Genomic DNA, 24,966 nt, shown 5'->3' on the forward strand with positions numbered 1-24,966 from the left:
ACTATTTGGAGTATACTAGAAAGAGAACTTTTTAGGAGGAAATCAATGATTTTTTTAGTTGTAGGAGTTGCTTTAACGACTATTGGTATTTTCTTTCGCTTATTTCCTTCCAAGGGAAATTTGCCATTGTATGGATACCACTCACCGTTAGCTGCTAAAACAGATGAACTCTGGCAGTTAGCCCAGAAAGTTAGTGGAAAATACTTTATTATTTTCGGCTTGATAATGGCTGCGATTGGCTATTTATTAAAAGTAACAGGAAACACGAATTACTTTTTAATTGAAATGCTGGTATTAGTTTTTCCAATTATGCCGATTTTTATTTTAACGGAAAAAAAATTACAGAAATTTGACCAGAAATCCGGAGGGGATGACTATGAACATTTTAATGATTGAAGATAACCAATCTGTTTCTGAAATGATGCAGATGTTTTTTTTGAATGAAGGCTGGGAGGCAACGTTCAAGTATGATGGGAAAGACGGGCTAGACGCCTTCTTAGAAAATCCTGCACACTGGGACATGATTACACTTGATTTGAATTTACCAACAATGGATGGCATGGTTGTTGGGCGTGAGATTCGGAAAATCTCAAGCACAGTACCTATCATTATGTTGACTGCACGCGATTCAGAGAGCGACCAAGTTATTGGTCTGGAAATGGGGGCAGACGACTACGTAACGAAACCGTTTAGTCCACTGACCTTGATTGCACGAATGAAAGCCTTGCACCGTCGAAGCGAACTTGTCGATGCAAAAGAAGAAACCAGTGAATCAGATAGTCATTTCGACATTCAAACAGAACATTTCAAAATGAATACCAAAACTCGTGAAGCTTATCTAGATGGTCAATTGATTGAAGGTTTGACACCAAAAGAATTTGATCTTTTATTTACTTTAGCGAAAAAACCACGTCAAGTTTTTTCAAGAGAACAGCTATTGGAATTAGTTTGGGATTATCAATATTTTGGTGATGAGCGAACAGTTGATGCACATATCAAAAAACTTCGTCAAAAAATTGAGAAAGTCGGTCCACAAGTAATTCAAACGGTTTGGGGCGTCGGCTATAAGTTTGATGATTCTGGTGTTGCCTAATGCGCTATCTTTATCAACAATTACTTGCTTTTTGTAGTATGATTGCCATGATTATTTTGATTGTCGGGGTTTCATTTACACAATTAACGAAGCAAACGATTGAAGAAAATAATTACCAACAGTTGTTTGGTTATGCTGAATCTGTTGAAAAAACGACACAAACATATGCTGCGAATTTTCCGCAACTGAGTCAAGATCAGGCGTTCCAAAATGCATTGCTTTTGACTGAACAAGTGCTAACGGAGCAGAATGTTAACTTTATTTTTATTGACAAAAATGAGCGGCTTATTTATCCAACAGACGATTCAATGCTGGATTTCACGATTAGTCCGGAGCAATGGAAAAACTTGCGTAACGGAAAGCAACAAAAGTTTACCGATCATAAAAATATTTTAGGCCAACAGCAAGCAACTTCTTATGCATTAGTTCCGTTTAATTTGAATCATGAATTTTACGGTGCTTTGGTTGTGAGCCAACCAGCACGAAATATTGATAATAGCGTGCGTTCAGTTACCTTGAATCTTTTCAAGGGGTTTATTTTTTCAAGTATTGTTGCAGTTATTGCTAGTTATGTGTTTGCTGCTTTTCAGGTGAAGCGAATCAATCGTTTACGCAATGCAACAAAAGAAGTGACTAACGGGAATTTTGATGTCCAACTGCCTGTTCATGACAAAGATGAATTTGACGAACTTGCAGATGATTTCAATAAGATGACGAATTCACTTAAAGAGTCGCAAGCAGAAATCGAAGAGCAAGAGAATCGGCGACGCCAATTTATGGCAGATGCTGCACATGAGATGCGCACGCCTTTGACGACAATCAATGGATTGCTAGAGGGGCTTGCCTATGATGCGATTCCAGAAAATCAACGAGAGAATGCAATCAAGTTAATGAAAAATGAAACGGAGCGCCTTATTCGATTAGTCAATGAGAATCTGGACTATGAGAAAATTCGGACCGACCAAATTACGATGGTCATCAAGAAATTCAATGGAACAGAAACCTTGAGAAATCTTGTGACACAGCTTGAAGCAAAAGCAGAAGCAGCAGGAGATACACTGATTTTGGAAGCTCAGGAAGAAATTGATGTTTATGCTGACTATGATCGTTTCGTACAGATTATGGTAAATATCATTCAAAATGCGATTCAGTTTACTGAAAATGGTCAAATTACTATCAGTATTGAAAAAGGTTATCTTGAAACGATTATTAAAATCAAAGATACAGGAATCGGTATCTCAGAACAGCAGATGAAAAATATTTGGGAACGCTACTATAAGGTTGATCCATCAAGAAAAAATACTAAGTATGGTGAATCTGGTCTCGGCTTACCCATCGTGCAACAACTAGTTCGTCTGCATAAAGGGAAAATTGAGGTCGAAAGTGAAGAAGGAAAAGGAACAACATTTACTGTCCGACTTCCGGATGTAGAAATCAAAGAAGTGTCTCAAGAAAACTAAACCAAAAGCCAGATGTGGAAATTTCCGCATCTGGCTTTTTTAGTGATCATCAATTAGTAAGCATAGTGGAGTAAAATATGTGAGAAAAATACTTTAGGAAGCATCTTCTAAATGATCGATGTAAGGACTATGGGCAATAGTCGTATTGTTGGTGAACAGCAGAATTGTTTGATTTTTTTGACGAGCTAGTAAGCAAAGAATGTCTAACAATTCTTGTGTTTCTGCAATAGTTAAGTCGTCAAATGCGTCTTCTACAATGATTTGTGTGCGTTTAGCAAGTAAAGAATGTAAGAGTTGCAGTTTGATTTTTTCTAATAAAGAGAGGTCATCTGCTGACTGCTTTTCCCAAGAGGAATCCAGCTTTAATTGTGATTGATAAGTGGAACTGGTTGACTTGATATCTTTACTTGAAATGTCTAGGTAGACATGATCCTTTAACTTTAAATAAGGAAAGACAGGCCAATTTTTTTGAACAATTGTGTAGTTTGGCGAGTCATCTAGCAACAAGTTTTCTTTCCATTCATTAAGTAGTTGTTGTTGCTTTTCTTTAGAACTAAGAATAACAGTTAGACAATTGAAATGAGTCGTATTATTTGGTTGCTCCATGGTGGGTGAACCTCCCTTTTTGCAGTCTTCGAGAAAAATAGATAAATGACAAAATACTTATAAATAAGCTAACGAAAGTCAAAGTGAATAGTGTTTGAACAATTCCTTTAAATGTATCAACAAGTAAAAAATCACTCGTAAAATCAATCTGAAAAAATGCTTCTTGATTGATAGGAATGGTTAATCCACTAATTGAAGAAGGAACAGAAAAGTCAGGAAACTTAAATAAGGTAAGAACAGTTAGGTTGATTCTTTGTAACAGTGTTTCGTAAAGATGCTGGAAACTGATACTCCATAATAGTAAACCTAAGCAAGCAACAGTAATTGGTACAAACATTTGAGTGTAAACAAAGAAGAATAATTTTTTTTGTGAAAATCCGGTTAAACGCCAGTTCATCAATTCTTGTCGATTTTGTTTCAAAATATGGATAAAAAAGAAGAAAAAACAAATCGCAAAGCAGAGCACAAAGACAAGAATAGCTGATGAATAGAAGTGACTAACGCTATCTAATTGTGGAATCTTTTCTTCTTGACTAGTTGAACTAAAGATAGCTAAACGGTTTTGGATTTGTTTGTGTAAAGTAGTTTGTAAATTATATAAATTAAAAGAGATAAGTAACAAAAAAGCAAAGAAGCTTGAAAATAAAATATATACAATTGTTTGCTTTTTATAATATGCTAAACGCGCAATAGCATAACGGATTATTTTCATACTTTTCACCTCTATTAGAGTATAAAAAATGAATATGAATAAAGTATGAAATTCTTTTTGATAAATTGCGAGTTATTCTGCAAAGAGGTGAGAAGCTGTTATTTGAGAGTACAAAAAAGCGTGAGAAGTTAGCTTCTCACGCTTTTTAATCGTTTATTCCTCTGAAGAAGAAGTATCAGTCGTTGGTGTACCATTTATTTCTTGGTACGTTTTTGTTTCATAAAGATTAGTTGTTGATTTATTACCGTTTTGACTAAATACGCTGGTTGATTTATCACCTAATTTTTTCTCAATAGCAGTCATTTTTTCTAAACCATTTTTGTAATCATAGTTGGCAGAGTCAATTGGATCAAGATTGCTATTCGTGTAGAAACGGAGTAAATCACCGTTATTGATTTGATCAGAAACAGCTAATTGTTTTGAAACCTCAACTTTCCATGCATCAATTTTTGCTTGAACTTCAGGGGAAGGATCGGTAATGGCTTCACCTGTTGCGTTATCATAAATCGTACCACTGTAGTAAGTGTAAGTTGGTGTAACGAAATCGCCATCACGGAAGCTTACCACTTGGTCATGGTCTTTAGAGAATAAATCTTGTCCAAGTTGGATATAATCTTTGGTGTCAACACCTAGTAAGTGAAGTAACGTTGGTAACGCGTCAACTTGACCTCCATAAGTATGATTAATCCCGCCATTTGTTTGACCAGGTACATGAATCATGTAAGGGACACGTTGCATTTGTGCGTTATCAAAGTTTGACCAAGTATCACTTGATTTTCCAAGTAGTTCTGCTAAGGTCTTGTTTCTTGAATTGGAAACACCATAGTGGTCACCATATAAAACAATAACAGAATTATCATATAGTCCACTTGACTTCAAATAGTTAAAGAATTCTTCGACTGCTGTATCCAGATAATTCGCAGTTGCGAAGTAGCCGTTAATTGTTTCATCACTGGTTGCTGCCATCGGGAATCCTGCTTCTTCATTAGTAAATTTTGAATAAGGATAGTGGTTTGATACAGCAATGAATTTTGAATAAAATGGCTGTTGCAAATGTTCTAAATACTGAACGGACTGGTCAAAGAATGGCTTATCATGCAACCCGTATTGGAATGAGTTTTCATCGGTTACATCGTAATAAGATGAATCAAAGAAATAATCATAACCAAGATTTTTATACGTCTCATTTCTGTTCCAGAAGGTACCAGAATTTCCGTGGAAAACAGCACTAGTATAATCTTGTGTTTGGCTCAAGATGTCAGGTGCAGCTTGGAAAGTATTTTTTCCACCCAATTGAGTAAAGAGTGATCCTTGGTTTAATCCGAAGAGAGAGTTTTCCATTAATGTTTCAGCATCACTGGTTTTTCCAGCTTTGACTTGATGGAAAAAGTTATCGAAACTATACGTACTATTACTGTGAAACAGGCTATTAAGGAAAGGAGTTACTTCGTGTTCAACGCCTGCTTCATCTTTTAGTTTGTAATCAATCAGGAATTGTTGGAAGCTTTCTAGATGGATATAGATAACGTTTCTACCTTTTGCCACACCAAACATCTCGTCGTTTGGTTCAGCATAGTGTTCCTTAACGTAGCTTTCAACTTCTTTCATATCGTTAGGACTTGCTTCCGCACGAACTTGGTTGGTTTGATAAGTCTGGAAACCATCGTAAGCCATAAAAGCATTAAGACCAAGATATTTAACTAAATAATCACGAGAGAATGTTCTAGTTAATAGTTCTGGGCGATCAGCTTCAGCCAAGAAAAGATTTCCAGAAAAAATCATAACTGCTAATGTTGAAATCGCAAATGCCATACGGGCCCGGACAGGACGTTCATCCATTTTGATTTTTTTAGTGACTAATAAAACCGTTAAGATAATAAAATCAATCCAGTACAATAAATCGTAAGGGCGGAACAAGCGAATGGCACTTTCGCCCAAACCACTAGCAACTTTTCCAGCGCCTAAAATAGTATTGATGGTAATAAAGTCTGTAAATTCACGATAGTAAGTGACATTTGAAAACACCCACAAAGTGAGTAAGAAAAAAATCACCATCATCGTGATATACGAAGCTCTTGCCCGTCTCACATACAAAGCAATCCCAAGTAATAACAAAGTAGTCGCAATTGGATTGATAAATAAGATAAAGTATTGCACTCCGCTTTCAATCCCTAAATTGAAATCAATCAAATAGGCGAAAATTGTTTTTAGCCAGACTAAAACAGCTAACAAAGAAAAAAATCCGAGCCGCTTATTTAAAAAAGCGGGCGTTTTTATACGTTTCAAAGTAATCTTCCTTTCTACACTCAAAAAAATAAGAATAAGAGTGTCATAAAACCCATAGTACACAACTTATATATTCTAATCTATTTTACTAGTCGAAGATTTTAGTGTCAATTCTAAGCGATGATTTATGGCAGTTGGTTAAGGGATTCTTTAAGCTTTCTTAGAGGTTTGTGGCTTAAGACAAGCTGTTTGATTTTTGTTATACTGAAGGATGAGAAAGTAAAAGCAGGTGAATGAATGAAAATAAAAGTAAAAAAACGAGCGAGCACTCAATTTAGAAAAGGTTATCCGCTCATTCAAAAAGAAGATTTAGTCGATACGCAAGTGGAAACGACGGAATGGATCGATTTAGTAGATCAACAAAATCAATTTGTGGCAAAAGGCTACTTAGGAAAGCAAAACAAAGGAATTGGTTGGGTATTAAGCCGAGACAACGAAGTATTTGATACAACTTTTTTTGAGAAAAAATTTGTGGTAGCAAAAGCAAAACGCACAACTTATTTTAGTGATGACTTAACAAATGCTTTTCGCTTGTTCAATGGTGAAGGTGATGGCATGGGTGGTTTGATTATTGATTATTATGACCAGTTTGCTGTCTTTTCTTGGTATAACCAAACACTGTACCTTCATCGAGAAAAATTAGTTGAAGCATTTAAAAAAGCATATCCGGAAATTTTAGGTGCGTATGAAAAAATTCGTTTTGATACGCAGGGTCTGCCAGAAAGTCAGTTTATTTATGGAAAAGAAGCACCAGAGCCATTGATTGTAAAAGAAAATGGTGTTCAGTTTGCAACCTATTTAAATGAAGGCTTGATGACAGGAATCTTTTTAGACCAAAAGGAAGTTCGCGGAGCGTTGGTTGATGGATTAGCGTTAGGAAAATCGGTACTAAACATGTTTAGCTATACAGGTGCTTTCTCAGTTGCGGCTGCGATGGGTGGTGCTGTTGAGACAACCAGCGTGGATCTTGCAAAACGGAGCCTGAAAAAAACGCAGGAACAGTTTGAAGTCAATGGTTTAGATCTTGAACAACAAAAAATTATCGTTATGGATGTTTTTGAGTACTTTAAATATGCGAGTCGTAAACAATTGACTTATGATGTCATTGTTTTGGACCCACCTAGTTTTGCCCGCAACAAAAAGAAAGTTTTCCGCGTGGCAAAAAACTATGGCGAATTGGTCAAAGACAGTCTGGAAATTTTAGCAGATGAAGGGGTGCTGATTGCTTCAACAAATGCGGCGAATGTCACGATTCAGCAATTTCAAAAGATGATTGAAGAAGAGTTCATTGCCAAAGGTGTCTCCTATCAACAAATCGGACTTTATCGCTTACCAAATGATTTTCAAACGACAAACGCTTTTCCAGAAGGAGATTACTTAAAGGTATTTGTTTATAAAATCAATCAAATGTAAGAAGGGAGTCGTTACGGATGATCCAAGTGAAAAATTTGCAAATCGGTACTGGTCGACCAAAAGTTTGTGCACCATTAACTGGTGTGACCCAAGAAAAAATCTTAAGTGAAGCACGTCTCGCGCGCGAGGCAGGCGCGGATTTAGTGGAATGGCGTGTCGATTTTTATCAAGAAATCTTGCAATTAGAAAAGGTTCTAGAAACACTAGTCCTTCTTCGACATGAGCTTCAAGGATTACCGTTGCTTTTTACATTTCGCACGCTAGCTGAGGGCGGAAAACAAGATCTATCGATTAGAGAATATCATGATTTGTATGAAACAGTTGTGACTGAACAGTTGGTTGATATGGTAGACATTGAATTGTTTCAGATTGAAAGCTTGGGACGCGGAATGATTGAGCGCATCAAAGATCATCAAATTCCAATCATTATCAGCAATCATGAATTTAAAGAAACACCATCAGATCCTGTTCTGCTTTACCGGCTAAATATGATGGAACATTTTGGAGCTAGCATTGGAAAATTAGCAATGATGCCACAAACAGAACAAGATGTTTTTCGCTTGCTTGAATTGACTAAACGAGCAAGTGCGTTTGTTTCAATCCCGTTGATTACTGTTTCAATGGGAGAAATGGGTAAGTTATCAAGAGTAGCAGGATGCTTAACAGGTTCGGCAGTTACTTTTGGGGCAATTTCAAAAGCGTCTGCTTCGGCCCCAGGACAATTACCTGTGAAAGAACTGCAACAAATAATTAAGAGTTTAGCATGAGTAATCGTATCAACCAACGATGAATGGTATTTGAATTTATCATGCTTGTTGCAATGAGGTGGAAATATGGCAAAGAAAAAACAAGTCAAAACAAATGCAATTCGACTCGTAGAGCAAAAAAAAATTGCGTATACAGAACACGAATATGAATGGGATGAAAATCATTTAGGTGCAACTACGATTTTTGAACAGATTCCTGGGAGTGAGCAACGAATTTTTAAAACATTGGTGGCTGTAGGAAACGTAACTGGTCCACTAGTTGCTGTCATTCCGGGAGAAAATGAAGTAGATTTAAAGAAATTGGCAAAAGTTTCTGGAAATAAAAAAGTAGAAATGCTCCATTTACGTGAGTTAGAAGCAACTACTGGTTATATTCGTGGTGGCTGTTCACCAATCGGAATGAAAAAACTATTTCCAACTTATCTTGATCAAATTGCGGAAAATTATGAACAAATCATTATTTCCGCTGGCAAAAGAGGACTGCAGATGGAGTTAGCTCCACAAGCAATCTGCCAACTGACAAATGGAAAATTTGTCGATATCAGAGCATAAAAACATCCCCTTCAAGTTAGTATCCAGTTTAACTTGAAGGGGATTTTTTTTATAAGTAACCAATGAATAATTTAATTGGACTAGTAATATTTTAAATGGCCTGGGCTTGTTGACCGGCATTCATACCAGAAACATGACCCGTAGCAAAAGCCGCAGTGATATTGAAGCCACCAGTATAGCCGTTGACATCGAGTAATTCACCCGCAAAATATAATCCAGCTACCAGTTTACTTTCTAAGGTCTTGGGATTAATTTCTTTTAAGGAAACACCACCGCCAGTTACAAAAGATTTTTCTATCGGGAAAGTTTTGTTTATCAAGAGATGAAATTCTTTACATAATTGGACAAAGTCTTGAATTTGTTTCTCCGATGTTTGTTGACCCGTTTGTTGTTCCAAATTCAGACGACTTAAATAAAAAGTTAGTAGTCGTTCAGGTAAAAAGCCGTGCCAAGTATTGACCAACGTTTTTTTCGATTGACGACTCTTAGCAGTTAGTTCTCGGATCAGGTCATGACTTGATCGAGTTGGGAAACAATCTAGAGAAATTGTAACTGGCTCGCCCGTTTTCTTTAATTCTTGATTGATAAAACTTGAGCAACGTAAGGCAGCAGGCCCTGAAATGCCAAAGTGTGTGAAAAGTAAATCCATAATGTGCTCAGTAATTACTCGTCCCTTTTTATTCAAGACACTTAAAGAAATATCTTGTAAAGACAATCCTTGTAATGTTTTTTCTTGAATAAAAGGTTCTTCGGAAATCAAGGGAGATTCCGTCGCGTATAATGGGGTAATTGTATGACCAACTTTTTTTACCATTTTGTAGCCATCTCCAGTTGAGCCAGTTGATGGATAAGTTCGTCCACCTGTTGTTAAAATCACACAAGGGGCTTGGAATTCTTCAAATTCTGTTCGAATGCCGTAGACTTGTCCGTTATTGTGTACCAATTTTTCAACTTTTGTACCAAAAAGGAGTGTGACGCCAAGTTCATTTAGACGAGTAATCAACGCTTCAATGATTGTTTTTGATTTATTTGTAACAGGAAACATTCGGCCATGGTCTTCTTCTTTTAAATGCACGCCTTGTGTTTCAAAAAAGTTCATGATATCAAAGTTATCAAATTGTGAAAAAGTACTATATAAAAATTTTCCGTTTCCGGGAATATGTGCGATTAAATCTTCCACTGGTCGATTGTTTGTGACATTACAACGCCCACCGCCAGTCATTAGCAATTTTTTTCCAGCTTTTTTATTTTTTTCAACTAATAGCACCTTGGCACCTTGTTCTGCGGCACTAATAGCTGCCATCATTCCACTGGTACCAGCGCCAACAACGATTACATCGTAGTTTGTTTCCATTCGCTTCACCTCACAAGTGAGTGTAGCATATTTCGAAAATAAACGCAGAAAAATTTTTGAGCCGAGGCTGAAAATAAGCTAAAATAAAAATTAGCTAATCGAAGGAGTGTGACACAATGACAAATGCAAAAAAATATGTCCAAACGATTCAAGAGAAACTACATCAACAAGATCGTGGAGAAGTCGAATTTTTACAAGCAATTGATGAAGTACTTCCAACAGTTACGCATTTTTTAGAAAACCATCCTGAATACATCGAACAAAATATTTTAGGAATTCTAGTAGAACCTGAACGAATCATTCAATTCCGAGTGCCTTGGCAAGATGATCAAGGGAATTGGTGTGTGAACCGAGGATATCGGATTCAATACAATTCAGCCTTGGGTCCATATAAAGGTGGGTTAAGATTTCACCCAAGTGTTAACTTGAGTATTTTAAAATTCTTAGCTTTTGAACAAATTTTTAAAAATAGTCTGACTGGTCTTCCAATTGGTGGCGGAAAAGGTGGTAGTGATTTCGATCCTAAAGGAAAATCGGACGGTGAAATCATGCGTTTTTGTCAAAGTTTCATGCTGGAGCTTTCAAAACATATTGGGCCTTCTTTAGATGTTCCTGCTGGCGACATTGGTGTTGGTGGAAGAGAAATTGGTTATTTGTTTGGTGCATATAAACGAATCAAACAATATGATGCAGGTGTGTTGACAGGAAAACCTTTGAATTTTTGGGGAAGTAAAGTTCGTACAGAAGCAACGGGGTATGGATTAGTTTATTTTGTTAAACACTTGTTAGCTCAAGAGCAAGATTCATTTACAGATAAAACAGTTTTTGTATCTGGGAGCGGAAATGTTGCAATCTATGCAATTGAAAAAGCGCAAGCACTTGGAGCGAAAGTGGTGACTTGTTCCGACTCAAGTGGCTTTATTTATGATCCAACAGGTATTGACTTAGAATTATTGAAAGAAGTGAAAGAAAAAAAACGTCAACGTTTAACTGAGTATGCAGCTCAAAAGACATCTGCTGTTTATCATGAAGGAAAATCGGTATGGTCGTTAGAAGAAGCATGTGCTATTGCTTTGCCATGTGCGACACAAAATGAAATCTCAGGTGACTTAGCAGAAATCTTAGTAAAAAATGGCGTACAAATTGTAGCAGAAGGGGCAAATATGCCAGCAACAGTAGAAGCTGTCACTGTTTTTCATGATGCAGGAGTTTGGTATTGCCCAGGAAAAGCTGCAAATGCGGGTGGAGTTGCAGTTTCTGCCTTAGAAATGAGCCAAAACTCTCAACGTTTAACTTGGGAAAGTGAGCAAGTAGATCAACAATTAGACGAAATCATGCAAACAATTTATGAAACATGTCGTCAAACTGCTGCTGAGTATGATGAAGAAAAAAATCTATTACTTGGTGCGAACATTGCCGGTTTTGCAAAGGTTGCGGAAGCAATGTCTGCACAGGGATTGGTCTAAATGTGAAATTTTCTTGTAAATATTGAAAGGTTCGTAGATATTTGCTTGAAAAAAAAGTAAAAAAAACGTAAAGTATACCTGTATAGTGAACTTTTAAGGAGGAGAACAAATGGCACACATTCATTTTGACTATTCAAAAGTAGCACCGTTTGTCAATGAACATGAATTAGGTTACATGCAAAGTCAAGTAACAGCGGCTGACAAATTATTACGTGAAGGTACAGGCGCAGGCAGCGATTTCTTAGGCTGGATTGATTTACCTACAAATTATGATAAAGAAGAGTTTGCACGTATCAAAGAAGCAGCTAAAAAAATCCAATCTGATTCAGAAGTATTAGTAGTAATCGGTATTGGTGGTTCATATCTAGGTGCACGTGCTGCAATTGATTTCTTGAACCATACTTTCTATAACTTATTAGATGGTAAAACACGTAAAGCACCACAAATTTTTTATGCAGGAAATTCAATCAGCTCAACTTACTTAGCTGACTTGATCGAAGTAATTGGCGATCGTGATTTCTCTGTTAATGTTATTTCTAAATCAGGAACAACAACAGAACCAGCAATTGCTTTCCGTGTGTTCAAAGAATTATTAGTAAAAAAATATGGTCAAGCAGAAGCAAACAAACGTATTTATGCAACAACTGATAAAGCACGTGGTGCAGTAAAAGTTGAAGCAGATGCTGAAGGTTGGGAATCATTTGTTATTCCTGATGATATCGGCGGACGTTTTTCTGTATTAACTGCTGTTGGTCTACTACCAATCGCTGTTAGTGGGGCAGACATTGATGCCTTGATGAAAGGTGCAGCTGATGCAAGTAAAGAATATGCAAGTGATAAACTAGAAGAAAACGAAGCTTATCAATATGCAGCGATGCGTAACATTCTTTACCGTAAAGGCAAAGTGACAGAATTGTTGATCAACTATGAACCAGGAATGCAATATTTCTCAGAATGGTGGAAACAATTATTCGGTGAATCTGAAGGAAAAGACCAAAAAGGAATCTATCCTTCAAGTGCAAACTTCTCTACTGATCTACATTCATTAGGTCAATATATTCAAGAAGGTCGTCGCAATATCTTTGAAACAATCGTTAAAGTGGAAAAACCTCGTAAATCAATCACTATTCCTGAACAAGAAGCTGACCTAGATGGTTTAGGCTACTTACAAGGAAAAGAAGTTGACTTTGTTAACACAAAAGCTTTTGAAGGAACATTATTAGCACATACAGATGGTGATGTACCTAACTTACTAGTTAAAATTCCAGAAATGGATGCTTACACTTTAGGTTATACAATGTACTTCTTTGAAATAGCTGTAGGAATTTCTGGTTACTTGAACGGAATCAACCCATTTGATCAACCAGGTGTAGAAGCCTATAAGAAAAACATGTTCGCCCTACTAGGCAAACCTGGCTTTGAAGACCTAGCAAAAGAATTGAACGAACGTCTATAATATGTTAGTGAAGGAAAGAAGTTGTGGCATATGTCGCAGCTTCTTTTTTAATACAGCAAAATGATTTGATAGAGCAAAACAAAAAGAGGTTTGCATCGTCTAAGATGTGCAAACCTCTTTTAGCTTTTTTCCGAGAATGATTTAGATGTCATGTGGGGTGGCCAGCTCCTTAATTAGATTCATGTAATGCTCGGACAGCTTGTTCGATTGTAATACCGAAAGCAACATTGTGTTCATTTTTTGCGTCAATTGCCATGAAACGATTGGTTGAAGTGTCAAAGGCTACGCGATAAGTCATATTTGTTTTGTTAAAAGTCATGTTTCGTTCCCCCTTTCAATTATTGAGAAAAATTCGAGAAATTTTCAGTTAAATTCTCTGTAAATTTTCAAACCCATTTATAGTTTAGCACCAACTTATTTTTCTTGCAATTAAGAGGTATCCATAAAAAAATGGTTTATTTAAAACGAAAGAAATCAACGATCTTCTGTTAATCCAATAAGTAGACCAATTGTTAAGGTAATAAAGATTACTGCTTGAATGAGAACCATGTCTATCCCTCCTTTCCTTCAGTGTATGAAAAAAAAGAAAAAACTGCACGAACGTGAAGCAATTAAAAAAGAACAGTTTTGTCACCTTTCTTACGTGACGAAAAAATATGAAATTTAAGTGATATTAAATGAAAAATAGCATAACTTAAAATCTGAAAGAATTCCTGTTGGTTTAAAGAAAAAAATACAAAAAAATAAAATAAAACGTTTTCATTTATTTGCTTTTCTGTTATTATAAATAAAACAAATAATAATTGAAGGAGTGAATTTTGATGTTAAATATCGAAGTGGGAAAGTCTTACATATGCAAACCTATTGGTGTAACTAATGAAGTCATTGGTTATATCGAACATACCTATACCAACACAGCTGTTGTTTTAGTTGAAAGCTACGAGCAATGTGATCATTTTGTTATTGATGAGAAACAGTTTCGCGTATTAGTTAAGCTAACAGATATTTACGCACCAGTTGAGATGGTGTCGTAAACAATCACTTCTTTTGAGAAATTTGCAAAAGTTTTTTATACTTAAGGAAAGAGGAAGGGAGAAGATGTTATGACAAAGAAAAGAAATTCAGGGAAACTAGGAATTTTTCTCGCAATTGTCTCAGCGATTCCCGCAATTTTAGCCATCTTTCGAGCTGTTAAAGACGCGAAAAGAGAATAAGTAAATAAAAAAAGGCGACCGCTAACGAATTAGCGATTGCCTTTTTTTGATAAGTGATGCTTAACCGACACCTAGTACGAAGTTAAGCAATTTATCTGAATAAGTGATTTCGTCATCAAGTGATTTTACTTCTTTGTTTAAAATCCCCATCTGATCGGTGATGATGCCATCTGCACCATAGAACATCATTCGACTGACTGCATCCGAGTCGTTGACCGTCCAGACATAAACTTTTTTACCATCCGCATGGGCAGATGAAATAAAATTCCGATTGATGGTGCTATATTCCATTGTTAAAAAGTCGGCAGAAGTAATCGGTGGTCCCACAATATTAAACGGTAAAATATAGCCAACGTAAAACTTTGGCTCCACTTTCTTTAAGTCTTCGACAGTTTGATAAGTCAAACTCTGTAAAATATGATGTTGTTCCAGAATTTCTGCCCGATATTTATCCGTGAAGCGCTCAACCAAATCGCTTGAGTCATATTTCGTTGTTTTAATTTCAATCAATAATTTCTGATTTAATTTTTTAGCAGCTGCCAGATAACTATCAAAAGAAACAAGTGGTGCTGCTTGCCCATTTTCTTTGACTGTTAATTTTTCTAGTTCTTTCAAGGTTAAATTTTGTGGTAGTTGATTGACGCCAGTTAAATTCTTCAAGTTAAAATCGTGCATCACGACGAATTGGCCATCTTTTGTTTCTTGAACATCCATCTCAACGTAATCAGGATGATAAGTTTGACTTGTTTTTTCTAGCGCAGGTAACGTGTTTTGAACACCATTTTGATTGCTAACGCCACGATGAGAAACAGTTAACGGGGTAGTCTGTGCAGCAGAAGTCAAATAATTCATATTATACAAACAAACGCCAACGCCAAAGAAAACACAAAAAAGAACAAGACCAGCATTCTTTAAGGTGGAATATCGATGTAAAGGTGGCTCAGGAGTGAACCATTCAGGAATTTCTGGCAAGAAGCCTTCATCATCCATGAAGTCAACAATAATGTAAAATATTCCAACAGTTGACATAACAATATTAAACAGAAGTATCAATTGTAATAGCGTCATTGCGAAAACAGCACTAATCAATGAATAATTAGGCAAAAAATTCTCAACAGCCGTTTGTGAAAGGATAATCAGAAAATAACCTAGTGAGGAAATTAGTAAGATACTACCACCAATGATAATAAATTGACCTAGAATCGCAAAGAAGCGTGATTTCGTAAGTCGCCAACTTTCTCGGATTGATTCGCGAAATGGTCGGTCGCGTAAGATCATTTCTGGTAACGCAAAAATTAGCCGAATGCCGATGTATGCTAAGAAAAGATAAACTAAAATGAATAAACTAACAATCACAAGCCGATTTTCAAAAATAAAATCCATAATAAATGAAGGGATTTTGATTTTTGATAATAAATCAGAGTTAAAACTTAACCCGCTTAACGGCAAAATCAGTAGAAAATAAGCTAAGAAAAAGAGAAACGTAACTGGACGAACCTTTTTTAGCTGTAAGACAGTCATTCGAAGTAGCTGTTTTAAGGACACAGGTTTTCTTTTTTTGATAAAGTAAACACTAATCAATAAAAAAGTGAATTCAAAATAGACCAAAAGCAGAATCAGCACCAAAACGATAAAGAGCGAGCCTAGTACGCCAGGGTGCTTAGAAAAAATGGTGGCGATATTATCATAAGATAAATAATCAATTGCACCACGATGTAAAATAAAACGAGTTGTACTATTCAATAACGGCAGACAAATAAATAAAATAAAGCCGTGCATTAGTAAAACATCGCGAAAATAATTTTGTGTTCCTTTGAGAAAGTCCCAAGCATTTCCTAAACTATGTTTTAAATAATTCATTTTTATCACCTACTAATTCTATTGTATCTTAAAAATAAAAAAAACACAGGTTAGAGGTCAGACCACTAATCTGTGTCAGAATGTCTTCATTTATTTTGTCCAATTAACCAAGTAAACCAGTCAAGTATTGTCCACCATAAATCAGTGCCATACTATATAAGAAAATAGAGAGTGGTTTAGCAAGGAAAATAATTAGTGAAAATTTCTTTACGGAAATATTTGTTAAGCCAGCCATCAAACAAAGCGCATCGTCTGGCGCAACTGGTAGGAAAATTGCAAGTGCAAAAAGTTTCTCAAACCGACTTTGATTATCTAACCAACCAATATATTTATCGTAAGTTTTATCGCTGATTAAAGATAAAATGAAGGGTTTTCCGTAGCGTCTACCTAATAAGAAGATAATAACCGATCCGATACAAATTCCCACATAGTTATAAACAAAACCAGCATAAGGACCAAAAATCAGAACGCCGGCTGCGGTACTGATGCCACCGGGGATGATTGGAATCACTACTTGTAGAATTTGAATCAAAATGAAAATAACAGGTCCAAGAATAACTGAGTGTCCAACAAGACCTCTCAATGCATTGATGTCCTTGAAGACTCCAAGATTGATAAAGTAAACAGTTAGTGCGATAGACGCGCCTAAACCGATAATTGAAATAAAGTTGATAAGTTTTCTTGATGCTGCAACGCTCATTTTGAATCATCTCCTTGAAGTTTTTTGATCTAAGGTTACTATACGCGATAAAGTGGCAAACACGCTACTTTTTTAGATGACACTATTCAAACAGTTTTGTAAGTTCGAAGTAAGTATAAAAGATTTGTGAAGAAATTGCATCCTACTAAAGACTTATTTAATTTTTATCGAAAAAATTTATTTAGTAACTATTTCTTTTTTAAAATAAATATAAATAACGATAGTTTCCTTATTTGGTGATTAGTTGTGTTTTCGCCATAGCTGACAAAAAAAGAGTGAAAAAATAAGGAAAAAAAGAAGACTAAAAAAATGAAAGGGAATGCATAATTTGATGAAGACACATTTCCTTATTAGAATTTCATTAAATAGTTTAGCTTAATTTGCTTTAAATATAACAATTATGAGTAAAATGTTTGCAAAGAAGGATGATTATCGGTTACAATTAAAGAACATATATGCAGTACAAAGTGGGGGAGTTTTTATGAGAAGAAAAGTCTATACCAAAGATCAAATTCTAAAAGCAGCATATGAAGTTGTTGCTAAAGAAGGCTTCAAAGGATTTACTGCTCGTAACATTGCAAAGAAGATGGGAATTTCGACACAACCTATTTATCTAGAGTTTAAAAACATGGAAGACTTAAAGAATACTCTTTTGGATTCTATTTTTGATCAACTCAAAGAAGAAGTTTTCCCTGTCGAGCATACTGGTGACAAAATTATTGATTTAGGTTTGAATTATATCAACTTTGCGAAAAAACATCATAGTCTGTACATGGCATTGTATATCGATGAGCATGGCGACGGTAAAAAAATGCATGATTTTTCATATAATTATTTCTATGAAGCTGCAAAGAAAGACGAAAAATACAGTCATTTATCTGACGAATATTTAGATGCGTTACATACGGGTACTTGGGTAGTCGTAACTGGGTTAGCTTCATTGATGTCTTCAAACATTATGCAGCCAACAGAAGAGCAAATCATTTCTTTGATTTCTAGAACAATTGACTCTGTGTTGTCTTTAGAAAATCCAGAAGTTATCCGCTAAAAAAATAAAAAAGGTTGGCGTAGTCGTTTGATTACGTGCAACCTTTTTCTTGTGACTTTAAATGTAAAGAATCAGTTGTGAAAATGTTGCTTGACATTTTGGGCGAAAAGATTAAAAATAGAAATCGCGGAAGGTTGGCAGAGTGGTAATGCAGCGGACTCGAAATCCGCCGAACCGGCTAATACCGGCGCGCAGGTTCAAATCCTGTACCTTCCTTATTTAAACTAAAACAAAACAAGATTGAGTATTCATATCTCAATCTTTTTTTGTGCTGTCACATAACGACTAAACAAAAATAGTTGTGAATAAATGCAGGTTTAATAGAATGAAAATGTGAAAAAAGTTAAAAAAAACGCTTTTCTAGCAGTTATGGAATTAAAAAATAGAATAGCACAAATGAGAGAGTCAAAATTTCTTTTAAGCATGAGGGATTAAGATAGCATCATAAAAGAAAACATGTTAAATTAGTTATTGAAAAACTTTTTATTAAATGTTCAAAAGTTTTCATAACTTATTTTCATGTGACGAAACTGTTAGGGAAGAACCTTTCGTCAGCGCTTTTCGAGTGTGTTAAGATGAAAAGTATGAAATAAAAAAATGAAAAAGTAATTTATATTAGGATGTGAAAGTTAAATGTGCGGGATTGTCGGTTTTGTTAATGACAAAGATAACAAGAGTGCAGTTGTAAACGCGATGATGGATCGCATTGTACACCGTGGACCTAATAGTTCTGGTGAGTATGTCGATAAACACGTTGCTTTAGGTTTTAGAAGATTGAGTATTATTGATTTAGAAGGCGGAACACAGCCTATTTATAATGAGGATGGAACAAAAATCATTATCTTTAATGGTGAGATTTATAACTATCGTCCACTGCGAGAAGAATTACTTGCCGCAGGACATGTTTTTCGCACACACGCTGACACGGAAGTTCTTCTTCATGGTTATGAAGAATGGGGAACAGAATTATTACAAAAAATTCGTGGAATGTTTGCTTTTGCTATTTGGGACAATGAAAAAAATGAACTTTTTGGTGCCCGTGATCATTTTGGGATCAAACCTTATTACTATGCACAAATGAATGGTACGTTTATGTTCGGTTCAGAGATCAAAAGTTTCTTACCACATCCTGATTTCCAAAAAGAGTTAAATAAAGAAGCATTGAAACCTTATATGACTTTTCAATACTCACCTTTAAATGGCGAAACATTCTTTAAAGATGTGTACCGTTTACCTGAAGGCCATTATTTTACTTATAAAAACGGTGAGTTAGACATTCAAGAATACTGGGATGCTGATTTTGAAACAAAAGGTACACATTCTCGCCAAGAATGGATTGACAAAATTGATGAAACAGTTAAAGCTTCGATTGAGGCACATACAATCAGTGATGTTGAAGTTGGTTCATTCCTTTCAAGTGGTGTTGACTCAAGTTATGTGACTTCGGTTTTAAAACCAGATCATTCATTTTCAATTGGTTTTGATGATAAAACATACAATGAAGCAATTGAAGCACGTAAATTAACAGAGATTTTAGATTTAGACAATACTGCGGCGGTTATCGACGGAGATATGTCATTCAAAGCATTTCCGTTGATCCAATATCATTTGGATGAACCAGATTCAAATCCTTCTTGTGTTCCTTTGTATTTTCTAGCTAACCTTGCTTCACAAAGTGTCCGTGTAGTTCAATCCGGTGAAGGGGCAGATGAATTATTTGCTGGCTATCAAACATATGGCTTCCATACGAATTCAAAATTTATTCGTGTGATTGCGCAAGGGTTGAAGAAATTGCCAAAAGGAACGCGTTATAGTTTAGGTCGCAAAATTGGTAAAATGAAAAACTTCCACGGACGTATTCATTTATATGAATCACTTGCGCCGGCTAAAGAGTATTTCATTGGTCATGCGCGTGTCTTTGAAGAAAAGGAAGCGGCTGATTTATTGACAGCAACTTATCAAGATGCACCATCTGTGAGTGAAATTATGGCTGTCCATTACGAAAAAACGGATGGAATCAAAGATGAAGTCAATAAAATGCAATATGTTGACCTTCATCAATGGATGCCAAAAGATATTTTGTTGAAAGCTGACAAATTATCAATGGCAAGTTCATTGGAAGTTCGTGTGCCATTATTGGATATTGAAGTGATGAAATTAGCACAACAAATTCCAAGCAAATATTTATTAAACCAAAACAACACGAAAGATATTTTCAGACAAGCAGCAAACAAACAGTTGCCAGAAGAATGGTCAAACCGTGTGAAATTAGGTTTCCCTGTGCCAATTAAAGCTTGGCTAAAAGAAGAACATGGCTATCAAGAAGTTAAAGCTTTATTTGAAGCAGATTTTGCAAAAGAATTTTTTGACCAAGATAAAATCATGGAATTGTTAAACAATCATCATGAAGGAGTCAAAGAAGAGCAACGTAAGATCTGGACGATTTTTAGTTTCTTAACTTGGTACAAAGTTTACTTTATTGATGAAACAATCCCTCAAGCAGAACCAATTGATTACGTAACTGTCTAAGAAGGATAGAAGAAAAAAGGATTAATTTCTATAGAAGAAAAAAGCTGAAAAATTCATTGATAAAATGTATGTTTCCGTGGATGAAACGCTTGAAATTATTCTAAATGAGCTAGTTTTTCACTGCAAAAAAAAAGCCTAAGACAATCAATGTCTTAGGCTTTTTTTGTTTCTTACTTATAGAATAAATACAAATTATAGTTGAAGTAATTTTTCTAGATGATCGGCTAGACCATCCTCTTGGTTCGTTTTTTCTGTAATGTCATTAGCGATCCCTTTTAGTTGATCGGTGCCATTTGCCATTGCAACGCCCCAACCAGCATATTCCAATAATTCAAGATCATTGTGCTCATCACCAAATGCGATGACGTCTTCTTGTTTGATTTCAAGATAATTGGCTACTTGGTGAACACCCTTTGCTTTTTCAATCCCTTTAGAAACGATTTCTAAAATAGCTGTTGGTCCACCCCAAGTGCGGACATCTACATAACTACCAAATTGACGGGTCAATTCATTTGAAACTTGTTCTGCAAATTGTTTTTCTGTACGAACGAGCAAAGAAGTTGGATTAGTTGTCAGGTTTTGAGGAGAAAGCAGATTTTTTTCACTCGGGTTTGATGAAGCAAAGATTTTTTCATCGAAAAAATCTAAGCTATCAATAAAAAAAGTTTCGCGGTTTTCAGCGGCAACGAAGTCAAGATTCAATGCTTTTTTTTGTGAAACAATTTCAAAGGCGATCTCGCGATTGATTTGTGATTCTTTTTCGCCACTCCAAAGTTGATTAGGAATGTGTACAAGAGCCCCATTAAAGTTAACCATTGGGGTAGTTAATTCTAACTGTTGGTAAAATTGATAACTCATTCGAAAAGGTCGTCCAGTAGCGATACTAACATAGTGACCTGCTGCAATGGCTTTTTTTAAGGTTTGTTCGGTTTTGGTTGTAATTAAAGAGTCTTGATTCAGAGTAGTCCCATCTAAATCAATGGCAATAAGCTTTTTATTCAATGGCGATAGTCCTTTCTCAGCTGATATTTGTTTTAGTCTAGCATATTTGACGCAATAAACAAGTGCGAAAATCAATAACTGAAGAATGAAAAACGCCCTTTTTTAGAAAGAACGAAGCAAAACACGAACGTTTTTTGCTTTTTAATGTTTAAATATCATTTTTTAGTTGAAAAACGAATGAAGCGACGATATAATCAATAATTGTTCGAGGAAATTAGTTGTTGGTCTTATTTATTATCTTTCCTCATCAGAAAAAATCAGGGAGTGGAATTTTTTATGGATAAGTTTTTCGGATTGAAGGAAAACAAAACAAATGTATCAACAGAAATAATGGCGGGGGTTACAACATTCTTTGCAATGAGCTACATTCTTTTTGTTAACCCAACGATTTTATCAGCTTCAGGAATGCCATTTCAAGCAGTTTTCTTGGCAACAATTATTGCTTCGGTTATCGGGACGTTAGTAATGGGCTTGTTTGCGAATGTTCCTTACGCACAAGCACCAGGGATGGGTTTGAATGCCTTCTTTACTTTTACTGTCGTGTTTGGTCTTGGTTATTCTTGGCAAGAAGCTTTAGCAATGGTCTTTATTTGTGGGTTGATTAATATTTTTATTACAGTAACAAAAATTCGAAAAATGATTATTCACGCAATTCCAGAAAGTTTACAACACGCCATTGGGGGCGGTATTGGAATCTTCGTTGCGTATGTGGGAATCAAAAATGCAGGGTTCCTTTCTTTCAGTGCGGATCAATCAGCAATCACGAGTTCTGTAGTTGAAGGTGGTAAGGCAACAAACGTAACAATTAATGGTGGAATTGTTCCAGCCTTAGCAAATTTCAATAATGCACCCATTTTATTAGCAGTTATTGGTTTAGTTATTACAGCAATTTTAGTAGTTAAAAATGTGCGTGGTGCAATGCTGATTGGTATTGTAGTGACAACTATCTTAGGTGTATTGATGGGTGTGGTCGATCTTCAAGCGATTGATTGGCAAGCTAATTCATTAGGAAACTCAGTTAAAGAATTAGGAACAACTTTTGGTGCTGCTTTTGGAGCAGAGGGAATGCAATCTTTATTCAGTGATAGTTCAAGACTTCCACAAGTTTTAATGACAATCATTGCGTTTAGTTTATCAGATACATTTGACACGATTGGTACATTTATCGGAACGGGACGTCGTACAGGCATTTTCTCAAAAGAAGATGAGGATGCATTGGAAGATGGAAAAGGATTCAAAACAAAAATGGATAAAGCTTTGTTTGCTGATGCAATTGCAACTTCAGTTGGTGCAATTTTTGGTACGTCAAATACAACAACTTATGTCGAATCTGCTGCCGGAATTGGTGCGGGTGGTCGAACTGGTTTAACGTCGGTAGTCGTTGCAATCTTATTTGCACTAAGCAGTTTATTCTCTCCATTGATTGCTATTGTTCCTGCACAAGCAACGGCGTCTGCTTTGATTTTAGTCGGTGTAATGATGATGGCTTCATTTGCAGATATCAAATGGGCGAATCTTGATGAAGCTTTACCTGCTTTCTTTGCTTCAATTTTTATGGGTCTTTGCTATAGCATTTCTTATGGGATTGCTGCTGGTTTTATCATGTATACAATTGTGAAGGTAGTTAAAGGACAAGCAAAAGAAGTATCGCTTGCTTTGTGGGTAGTTGATATTTTATTTATCTTAAACTTTATTATTTTAGCGACAATCTAAACTAGTTAAGTAAATGAAACAAATCAATCAAAAATATCTCTGTTAAAATTTTTAAGGCAAAGAGTACGTCTGTTGACGATACTTTTTGTCTTTTTATTTAGTTGAGTAATAGAAAAGTCAGAATTTTTTGTCTTTTTTTGTTTTTGCTTTCACATTCGTTGCTTGTTGCTTTAAAAATAGGTATGATGAAGAAAGATGAAAGAGGGATGATGAATGGGGATTAAATGGAGAAAGAATTTAATTATTGCATGGATTGGTTGTTTTTTCACTGGTGCAAGTATTAGTTTAGTCATGCCGTTTATTCCTGTTTACGTCGAACAACTAGGGACGCCTCAAGATCAGGTTGAATTATTTTCTGGATTAGCGATTTCAGTTACTGCTTTTGCAGCAGCAATTGTTGCACCGGTTTGGGGAAATTTAGCAGATCGAAAAGGGCGGAAAATTATGATGGTTCGAGCGGCAGCGGGAATGACAATCACCATGGGCTCACTGGCTTTTGTTCCTAATGTGTATTGGCTGTTAATTATGCGCTTCTTTAATGGAATTTTATCTGGGTATATTCCAAATGCTACAGCAATGATTGCATCACAAGCGCCGAAGGAAAAAAGTGGTTGGGCATTAGGGACACTTTCGACTGGAGCAATTGCAGGGAATTTGATTGGTCCGTCCATGGGTGGTGCGTTAGCGCAATGGTTTGGCATGGAGAACGTCTTTATTATTACGGGTGCAGTACTTTTAGTAACGACAATCTTAACAATTTTTCTAGTAAAAGAGGATTTCCATCCAGTTGAGAAGAAAGATTTAGTCAGCACAAAAGAAATTTTTTCAAAAATGGATCATTTCTCTATTTTAGTGGGACTATTTATCACAACATTGATTTTACAAATTGGTGTGACTAGTATCAGTCCAATCTTAACGTTGTATATTCGCCAATTGAGCGGAGATATCAATAATGTTCTCTTTATTAGTGGGTTGATCGTTTCAGTTGCTGGGGTTTCAGCGGTACTGTCTTCTCCCAAATTAGGGAAGCTAGGGGATAAAATCGGTAACCATAAAGTGTTGCTTGCTGGATTGGTCTTATCGTTTTGTTGTTACCTTCCCATGGCATTCGTTCAAACACCGTTGCAGTTAGGAATTTTACGTTTTATTTTGGGCTTTTCAACTGGAGCATTGATGCCTTCGATTAATACGTTGATTAGCAAAATCACGCCTCAAGAAGGTGTGAGTCGAGTGTATAGTTACAATCAAATGTTTAGTAATTTTGGGCAGGTTTTAGGACCAATGCTCGGTTCGACTGTTGCCCATTCATTTGGTTACAGTGCGGTGTTTGTGGTAACCAGTTGTTTTGTCTTATCGAATATCGGACTCTCGCTTTTTAATTTTAGAAAGGTTTTACGTAGTAAATTTTAAAAAAAACGAATCGTAGACAAAAAAACAGATTGGGAAAACTTGCTTTCCCAATCTGTTTTGATTTACTATGAGTGCGATGAGGCTTCTTTTTTTGTTGGAGCAACTGCACCGATTAAGATGATAATGATACCGGCAATTAGTGACATAATTGCTGTCAAAGCAAAATCGTAAGTTCCTTTTGTCAAGGCACTACCAATGTAACCAACAACTTGTCCTAAAACTAGGGACCAAAATAACGTTACAATATATCGCATGAAGAACACCTCTTTTCTATCCCAATTTTAACAGAATTTTTTTGAATGTAAAGCAAGGTACAATGCTTAAT

General features: G+C 35.8%; 22 protein-coding genes and 1 tRNA gene. 14 read left to right on the forward strand and 9 right to left on the reverse strand.

All coding sequences use genetic code 11. The annotated features are described in order from the left end of the window. Positions 1-45 precede the first annotated feature (45 nt). Genes IGJ66_RS03845 through IGJ66_RS03855 form a run of 3 tightly spaced genes read left to right on the forward strand, consistent with a single transcriptional unit; the run spans position 46 to position 2,553 of the window. The gene (locus tag IGJ66_RS03845; RefSeq protein WP_067484041.1) at positions 46-396 is read left to right on the forward strand and encodes an SdpI family protein; all 351 of its coding nucleotides are present in this window, start codon (positions 46-48) and stop codon (positions 394-396) included. Next, positions 377-1,093 carry a response regulator transcription factor gene (locus IGJ66_RS03850; RefSeq protein ID WP_067484043.1) on the forward strand — a complete coding sequence of 239 codons (717 nt, stop codon included), beginning with the start codon at positions 377-379 and terminating at the stop codon, positions 1,091-1,093. The genes IGJ66_RS03845 and IGJ66_RS03850 overlap by 20 nt, the downstream gene beginning before the upstream one ends. Beyond that, positions 1,093-2,553 carry a sensor histidine kinase gene (locus IGJ66_RS03855; RefSeq protein ID WP_067484045.1) on the forward strand — a complete coding sequence of 487 codons (1,461 nt, stop codon included), beginning with the start codon at positions 1,093-1,095 and terminating at the stop codon, positions 2,551-2,553. The genes IGJ66_RS03850 and IGJ66_RS03855 overlap by 1 nt, the downstream gene beginning before the upstream one ends. Positions 2,554-2,646: 93 nt before the next feature. On the opposite strand, the gene IGJ66_RS03860 is transcribed toward IGJ66_RS03855, so the two are convergent. The 3 genes from IGJ66_RS03860 to IGJ66_RS03870 form a co-directional block, all read right to left on the reverse strand. Then, a complete protein-coding gene (locus tag IGJ66_RS03860; protein ID WP_067484047.1) occupies positions 2,647-3,159 on the reverse strand; it encodes a hypothetical protein in 513 nt (170 codons plus the stop codon). Next, the gene (locus tag IGJ66_RS03865; protein ID WP_067484049.1) at positions 3,143-3,871 is read right to left on the reverse strand and encodes a hypothetical protein; all 729 of its coding nucleotides are present in this window, start codon (positions 3,869-3,871) and stop codon (positions 3,143-3,145) included. Before IGJ66_RS03865 ends, IGJ66_RS03860 begins: the two co-directional genes overlap by 17 nt. A 153-nt stretch (positions 3,872-4,024) precedes the next feature. Beyond that, positions 4,025-6,157, reverse strand: a complete 2,133-nt coding sequence (locus IGJ66_RS03870; protein WP_270607420.1) for an LTA synthase family protein — start codon at positions 6,155-6,157, stop codon at positions 4,025-4,027. Between the two features lie 237 nt (positions 6,158-6,394). Here IGJ66_RS03870 and IGJ66_RS03875 point away from each other — a divergent pair, with 237 nt between their 5' ends. The 3 genes from IGJ66_RS03875 (at position 6,395) to ybaK (ending at position 8,889) form a co-directional block, all read left to right on the forward strand. Beyond that, complete coding sequence (locus IGJ66_RS03875; RefSeq protein ID WP_071869299.1) at positions 6,395-7,570, forward strand: class I SAM-dependent rRNA methyltransferase; 1,176 nt, start codon at positions 6,395-6,397, stop codon at positions 7,568-7,570. Between the two features lie 17 nt (positions 7,571-7,587). After that, on the forward strand, positions 7,588-8,337 hold the full coding sequence (gene aroD / locus IGJ66_RS03880) for a type I 3-dehydroquinate dehydratase (RefSeq protein ID WP_067484056.1): 750 nt from the start codon (positions 7,588-7,590) through the stop codon (positions 8,335-8,337). A 66-nt stretch (positions 8,338-8,403) separates the two neighbouring features. Then, a complete protein-coding gene (gene ybaK / locus IGJ66_RS03885; protein WP_067484057.1) occupies positions 8,404-8,889 on the forward strand; it encodes a Cys-tRNA(Pro) deacylase in 486 nt (161 codons plus the stop codon). A gap of 91 nt (positions 8,890-8,980) precedes the next feature. Here the strand turns inward: ybaK and IGJ66_RS03890 are convergent, their stop codons facing one another. After that, positions 8,981-10,297: an NAD(P)/FAD-dependent oxidoreductase gene (locus IGJ66_RS03890; protein ID WP_368027383.1), complete on the reverse strand. Its 1,317-nt coding sequence runs from the start codon at positions 10,295-10,297 to the stop codon at positions 8,981-8,983. Positions 10,298-10,359: 62 nt separating this feature from the next. On the opposite strand from IGJ66_RS03890, the gene gdhA reads away from it, so the two are divergent. Continuing rightward, positions 10,360-11,709, forward strand: a complete 1,350-nt coding sequence (gene gdhA / locus IGJ66_RS03895; RefSeq protein WP_071869301.1) for an NADP-specific glutamate dehydrogenase — start codon at positions 10,360-10,362, stop codon at positions 11,707-11,709. Positions 11,710-11,818: 109 nt separating this feature from the next. After that, positions 11,819-13,165, forward strand: a complete 1,347-nt coding sequence (locus IGJ66_RS03900; RefSeq protein WP_067484063.1) for a glucose-6-phosphate isomerase — start codon at positions 11,819-11,821, stop codon at positions 13,163-13,165. Between the two features lie 169 nt (positions 13,166-13,334). Here IGJ66_RS03900 and IGJ66_RS03905 read toward each other — a convergent pair whose 3' ends face one another. Beyond that, a complete protein-coding gene (locus tag IGJ66_RS03905) occupies positions 13,335-13,484 on the reverse strand; it encodes a hypothetical protein (RefSeq protein ID WP_169819341.1) in 150 nt (49 codons plus the stop codon). Between the two features lie 502 nt (positions 13,485-13,986). Between IGJ66_RS03905 and IGJ66_RS03910 the strand changes: the two genes are divergently transcribed. Then, on the forward strand, positions 13,987-14,199 hold the full coding sequence (locus tag IGJ66_RS03910) for a hypothetical protein (RefSeq protein WP_095803488.1): 213 nt from the start codon (positions 13,987-13,989) through the stop codon (positions 14,197-14,199). 240 nt (positions 14,200-14,439) lie between these two features. Here the strand turns inward: IGJ66_RS03910 and IGJ66_RS03915 are convergent, their stop codons facing one another. Beyond that, a complete protein-coding gene (locus IGJ66_RS03915) occupies positions 14,440-16,239 on the reverse strand; it encodes a glycerophosphoryl diester phosphodiesterase membrane domain-containing protein (RefSeq protein WP_067484067.1) in 1,800 nt (599 codons plus the stop codon). Positions 16,240-16,342: 103 nt separating this feature from the next. Beyond that, positions 16,343-16,939: a TVP38/TMEM64 family protein gene (locus tag IGJ66_RS03920; RefSeq protein WP_071869302.1), complete on the reverse strand. Its 597-nt coding sequence runs from the start codon at positions 16,937-16,939 to the stop codon at positions 16,343-16,345. Between the two features lie 481 nt (positions 16,940-17,420). Here IGJ66_RS03920 and IGJ66_RS03925 point away from each other — a divergent pair, with 481 nt between their 5' ends. From IGJ66_RS03925 to asnB, 3 genes are all read left to right on the forward strand, one after another. Beyond that, a complete protein-coding gene (locus IGJ66_RS03925; RefSeq protein WP_071869303.1) occupies positions 17,421-17,987 on the forward strand; it encodes a TetR/AcrR family transcriptional regulator in 567 nt (188 codons plus the stop codon). 128 nt (positions 17,988-18,115) lie between these two features. Continuing rightward, positions 18,116-18,203: transfer RNA gene (locus IGJ66_RS03930), tRNA-Ser, on the forward strand. A gap of 417 nt (positions 18,204-18,620) precedes the next feature. Further along, on the forward strand, positions 18,621-20,516 hold the full coding sequence (gene asnB, locus IGJ66_RS03935; RefSeq protein WP_086270651.1) for an asparagine synthase (glutamine-hydrolyzing): 1,896 nt from the start codon (positions 18,621-18,623) through the stop codon (positions 20,514-20,516). 192 nt (positions 20,517-20,708) lie between these two features. Here the strand turns inward: asnB and IGJ66_RS03940 are convergent, their stop codons facing one another. Continuing rightward, the gene (locus IGJ66_RS03940) at positions 20,709-21,518 is read right to left on the reverse strand and encodes a Cof-type HAD-IIB family hydrolase (RefSeq protein WP_067484119.1); all 810 of its coding nucleotides are present in this window, start codon (positions 21,516-21,518) and stop codon (positions 20,709-20,711) included. 276 nt (positions 21,519-21,794) lie between these two features. On the opposite strand from IGJ66_RS03940, the gene IGJ66_RS03945 reads away from it, so the two are divergent. Both IGJ66_RS03945 and IGJ66_RS03950 read left to right on the forward strand, forming a co-directional pair. Then, positions 21,795-23,231 (forward strand): NCS2 family permease, encoded by a 1,437-nt coding sequence (locus IGJ66_RS03945; protein WP_067484121.1) that lies wholly within the window; start codon positions 21,795-21,797, stop codon positions 23,229-23,231. A 213-nt stretch (positions 23,232-23,444) separates the two neighbouring features. Next, a complete protein-coding gene (locus IGJ66_RS03950) occupies positions 23,445-24,641 on the forward strand; it encodes a multidrug efflux MFS transporter (protein ID WP_067484123.1) in 1,197 nt (398 codons plus the stop codon). A gap of 65 nt (positions 24,642-24,706) precedes the next feature. On the opposite strand, the gene IGJ66_RS03955 is transcribed toward IGJ66_RS03950, so the two are convergent. Next, positions 24,707-24,895 carry a YjzD family protein gene (locus IGJ66_RS03955; RefSeq protein ID WP_067484125.1) on the reverse strand — a complete coding sequence of 63 codons (189 nt, stop codon included), beginning with the start codon at positions 24,893-24,895 and terminating at the stop codon, positions 24,707-24,709. Positions 24,896-24,966: the final 71 nt, after the last annotated feature.

Origin of the sequence: Enterococcus sp. DIV0176, assembly GCF_050528535.1 — a bacterium.
GTDB classification, from domain to species: Bacteria; Bacillota; Bacilli; order Lactobacillales; family Enterococcaceae; genus Enterococcus_B; species Enterococcus_B thailandicus.

Coding starts and splice junctions, on each gene's coding strand:
- IGJ66_RS03845 (WP_067484041.1), top strand. CDS start 46: ATGATTTTTTTAGTTGTAGGAGTTGCTTTAACGACTATTGGTATTTTC.
- IGJ66_RS03850 (WP_067484043.1), top strand. CDS start 377: ATGAACATTTTAATGATTGAAGATAACCAATCTGTTTCTGAAATGATG.
- IGJ66_RS03855 (WP_067484045.1), top strand. CDS start 1,093: ATGCGCTATCTTTATCAACAATTACTTGCTTTTTGTAGTATGATTGCC.
- IGJ66_RS03860 (WP_067484047.1), bottom strand. CDS start 3,159: ATGGAGCAACCAAATAATACGACTCATTTCAATTGTCTAACTGTTATT.
- IGJ66_RS03865 (WP_067484049.1), bottom strand. CDS start 3,871: ATGAAAATAATCCGTTATGCTATTGCGCGTTTAGCATATTATAAAAAG.
- IGJ66_RS03875 (WP_071869299.1), top strand. CDS start 6,395: ATGAAAATAAAAGTAAAAAAACGAGCGAGCACTCAATTTAGAAAAGGT.
- aroD (WP_067484056.1), top strand. CDS start 7,588: ATGATCCAAGTGAAAAATTTGCAAATCGGTACTGGTCGACCAAAAGTT.
- ybaK (WP_067484057.1), top strand. CDS start 8,404: ATGGCAAAGAAAAAACAAGTCAAAACAAATGCAATTCGACTCGTAGAG.
- gdhA (WP_071869301.1), top strand. CDS start 10,360: ATGACAAATGCAAAAAAATATGTCCAAACGATTCAAGAGAAACTACAT.
- IGJ66_RS03900 (WP_067484063.1), top strand. CDS start 11,819: ATGGCACACATTCATTTTGACTATTCAAAAGTAGCACCGTTTGTCAAT.
- IGJ66_RS03905 (WP_169819341.1), bottom strand. CDS start 13,484: ATGACTTTTAACAAAACAAATATGACTTATCGCGTAGCCTTTGACACT.
- IGJ66_RS03910 (WP_095803488.1), top strand. CDS start 13,987: ATGTTAAATATCGAAGTGGGAAAGTCTTACATATGCAAACCTATTGGT.
- IGJ66_RS03915 (WP_067484067.1), bottom strand. CDS start 16,239: ATGAATTATTTAAAACATAGTTTAGGAAATGCTTGGGACTTTCTCAAA.
- IGJ66_RS03920 (WP_071869302.1), bottom strand. CDS start 16,939: ATGAGCGTTGCAGCATCAAGAAAACTTATCAACTTTATTTCAATTATC.
- IGJ66_RS03925 (WP_071869303.1), top strand. CDS start 17,421: ATGAGAAGAAAAGTCTATACCAAAGATCAAATTCTAAAAGCAGCATAT.
- asnB (WP_086270651.1), top strand. CDS start 18,621: ATGTGCGGGATTGTCGGTTTTGTTAATGACAAAGATAACAAGAGTGCA.
- IGJ66_RS03945 (WP_067484121.1), top strand. CDS start 21,795: ATGGATAAGTTTTTCGGATTGAAGGAAAACAAAACAAATGTATCAACA.
- IGJ66_RS03950 (WP_067484123.1), top strand. CDS start 23,445: ATGGGGATTAAATGGAGAAAGAATTTAATTATTGCATGGATTGGTTGT.
- IGJ66_RS03955 (WP_067484125.1), bottom strand. CDS start 24,895: ATGCGATATATTGTAACGTTATTTTGGTCCCTAGTTTTAGGACAAGTT.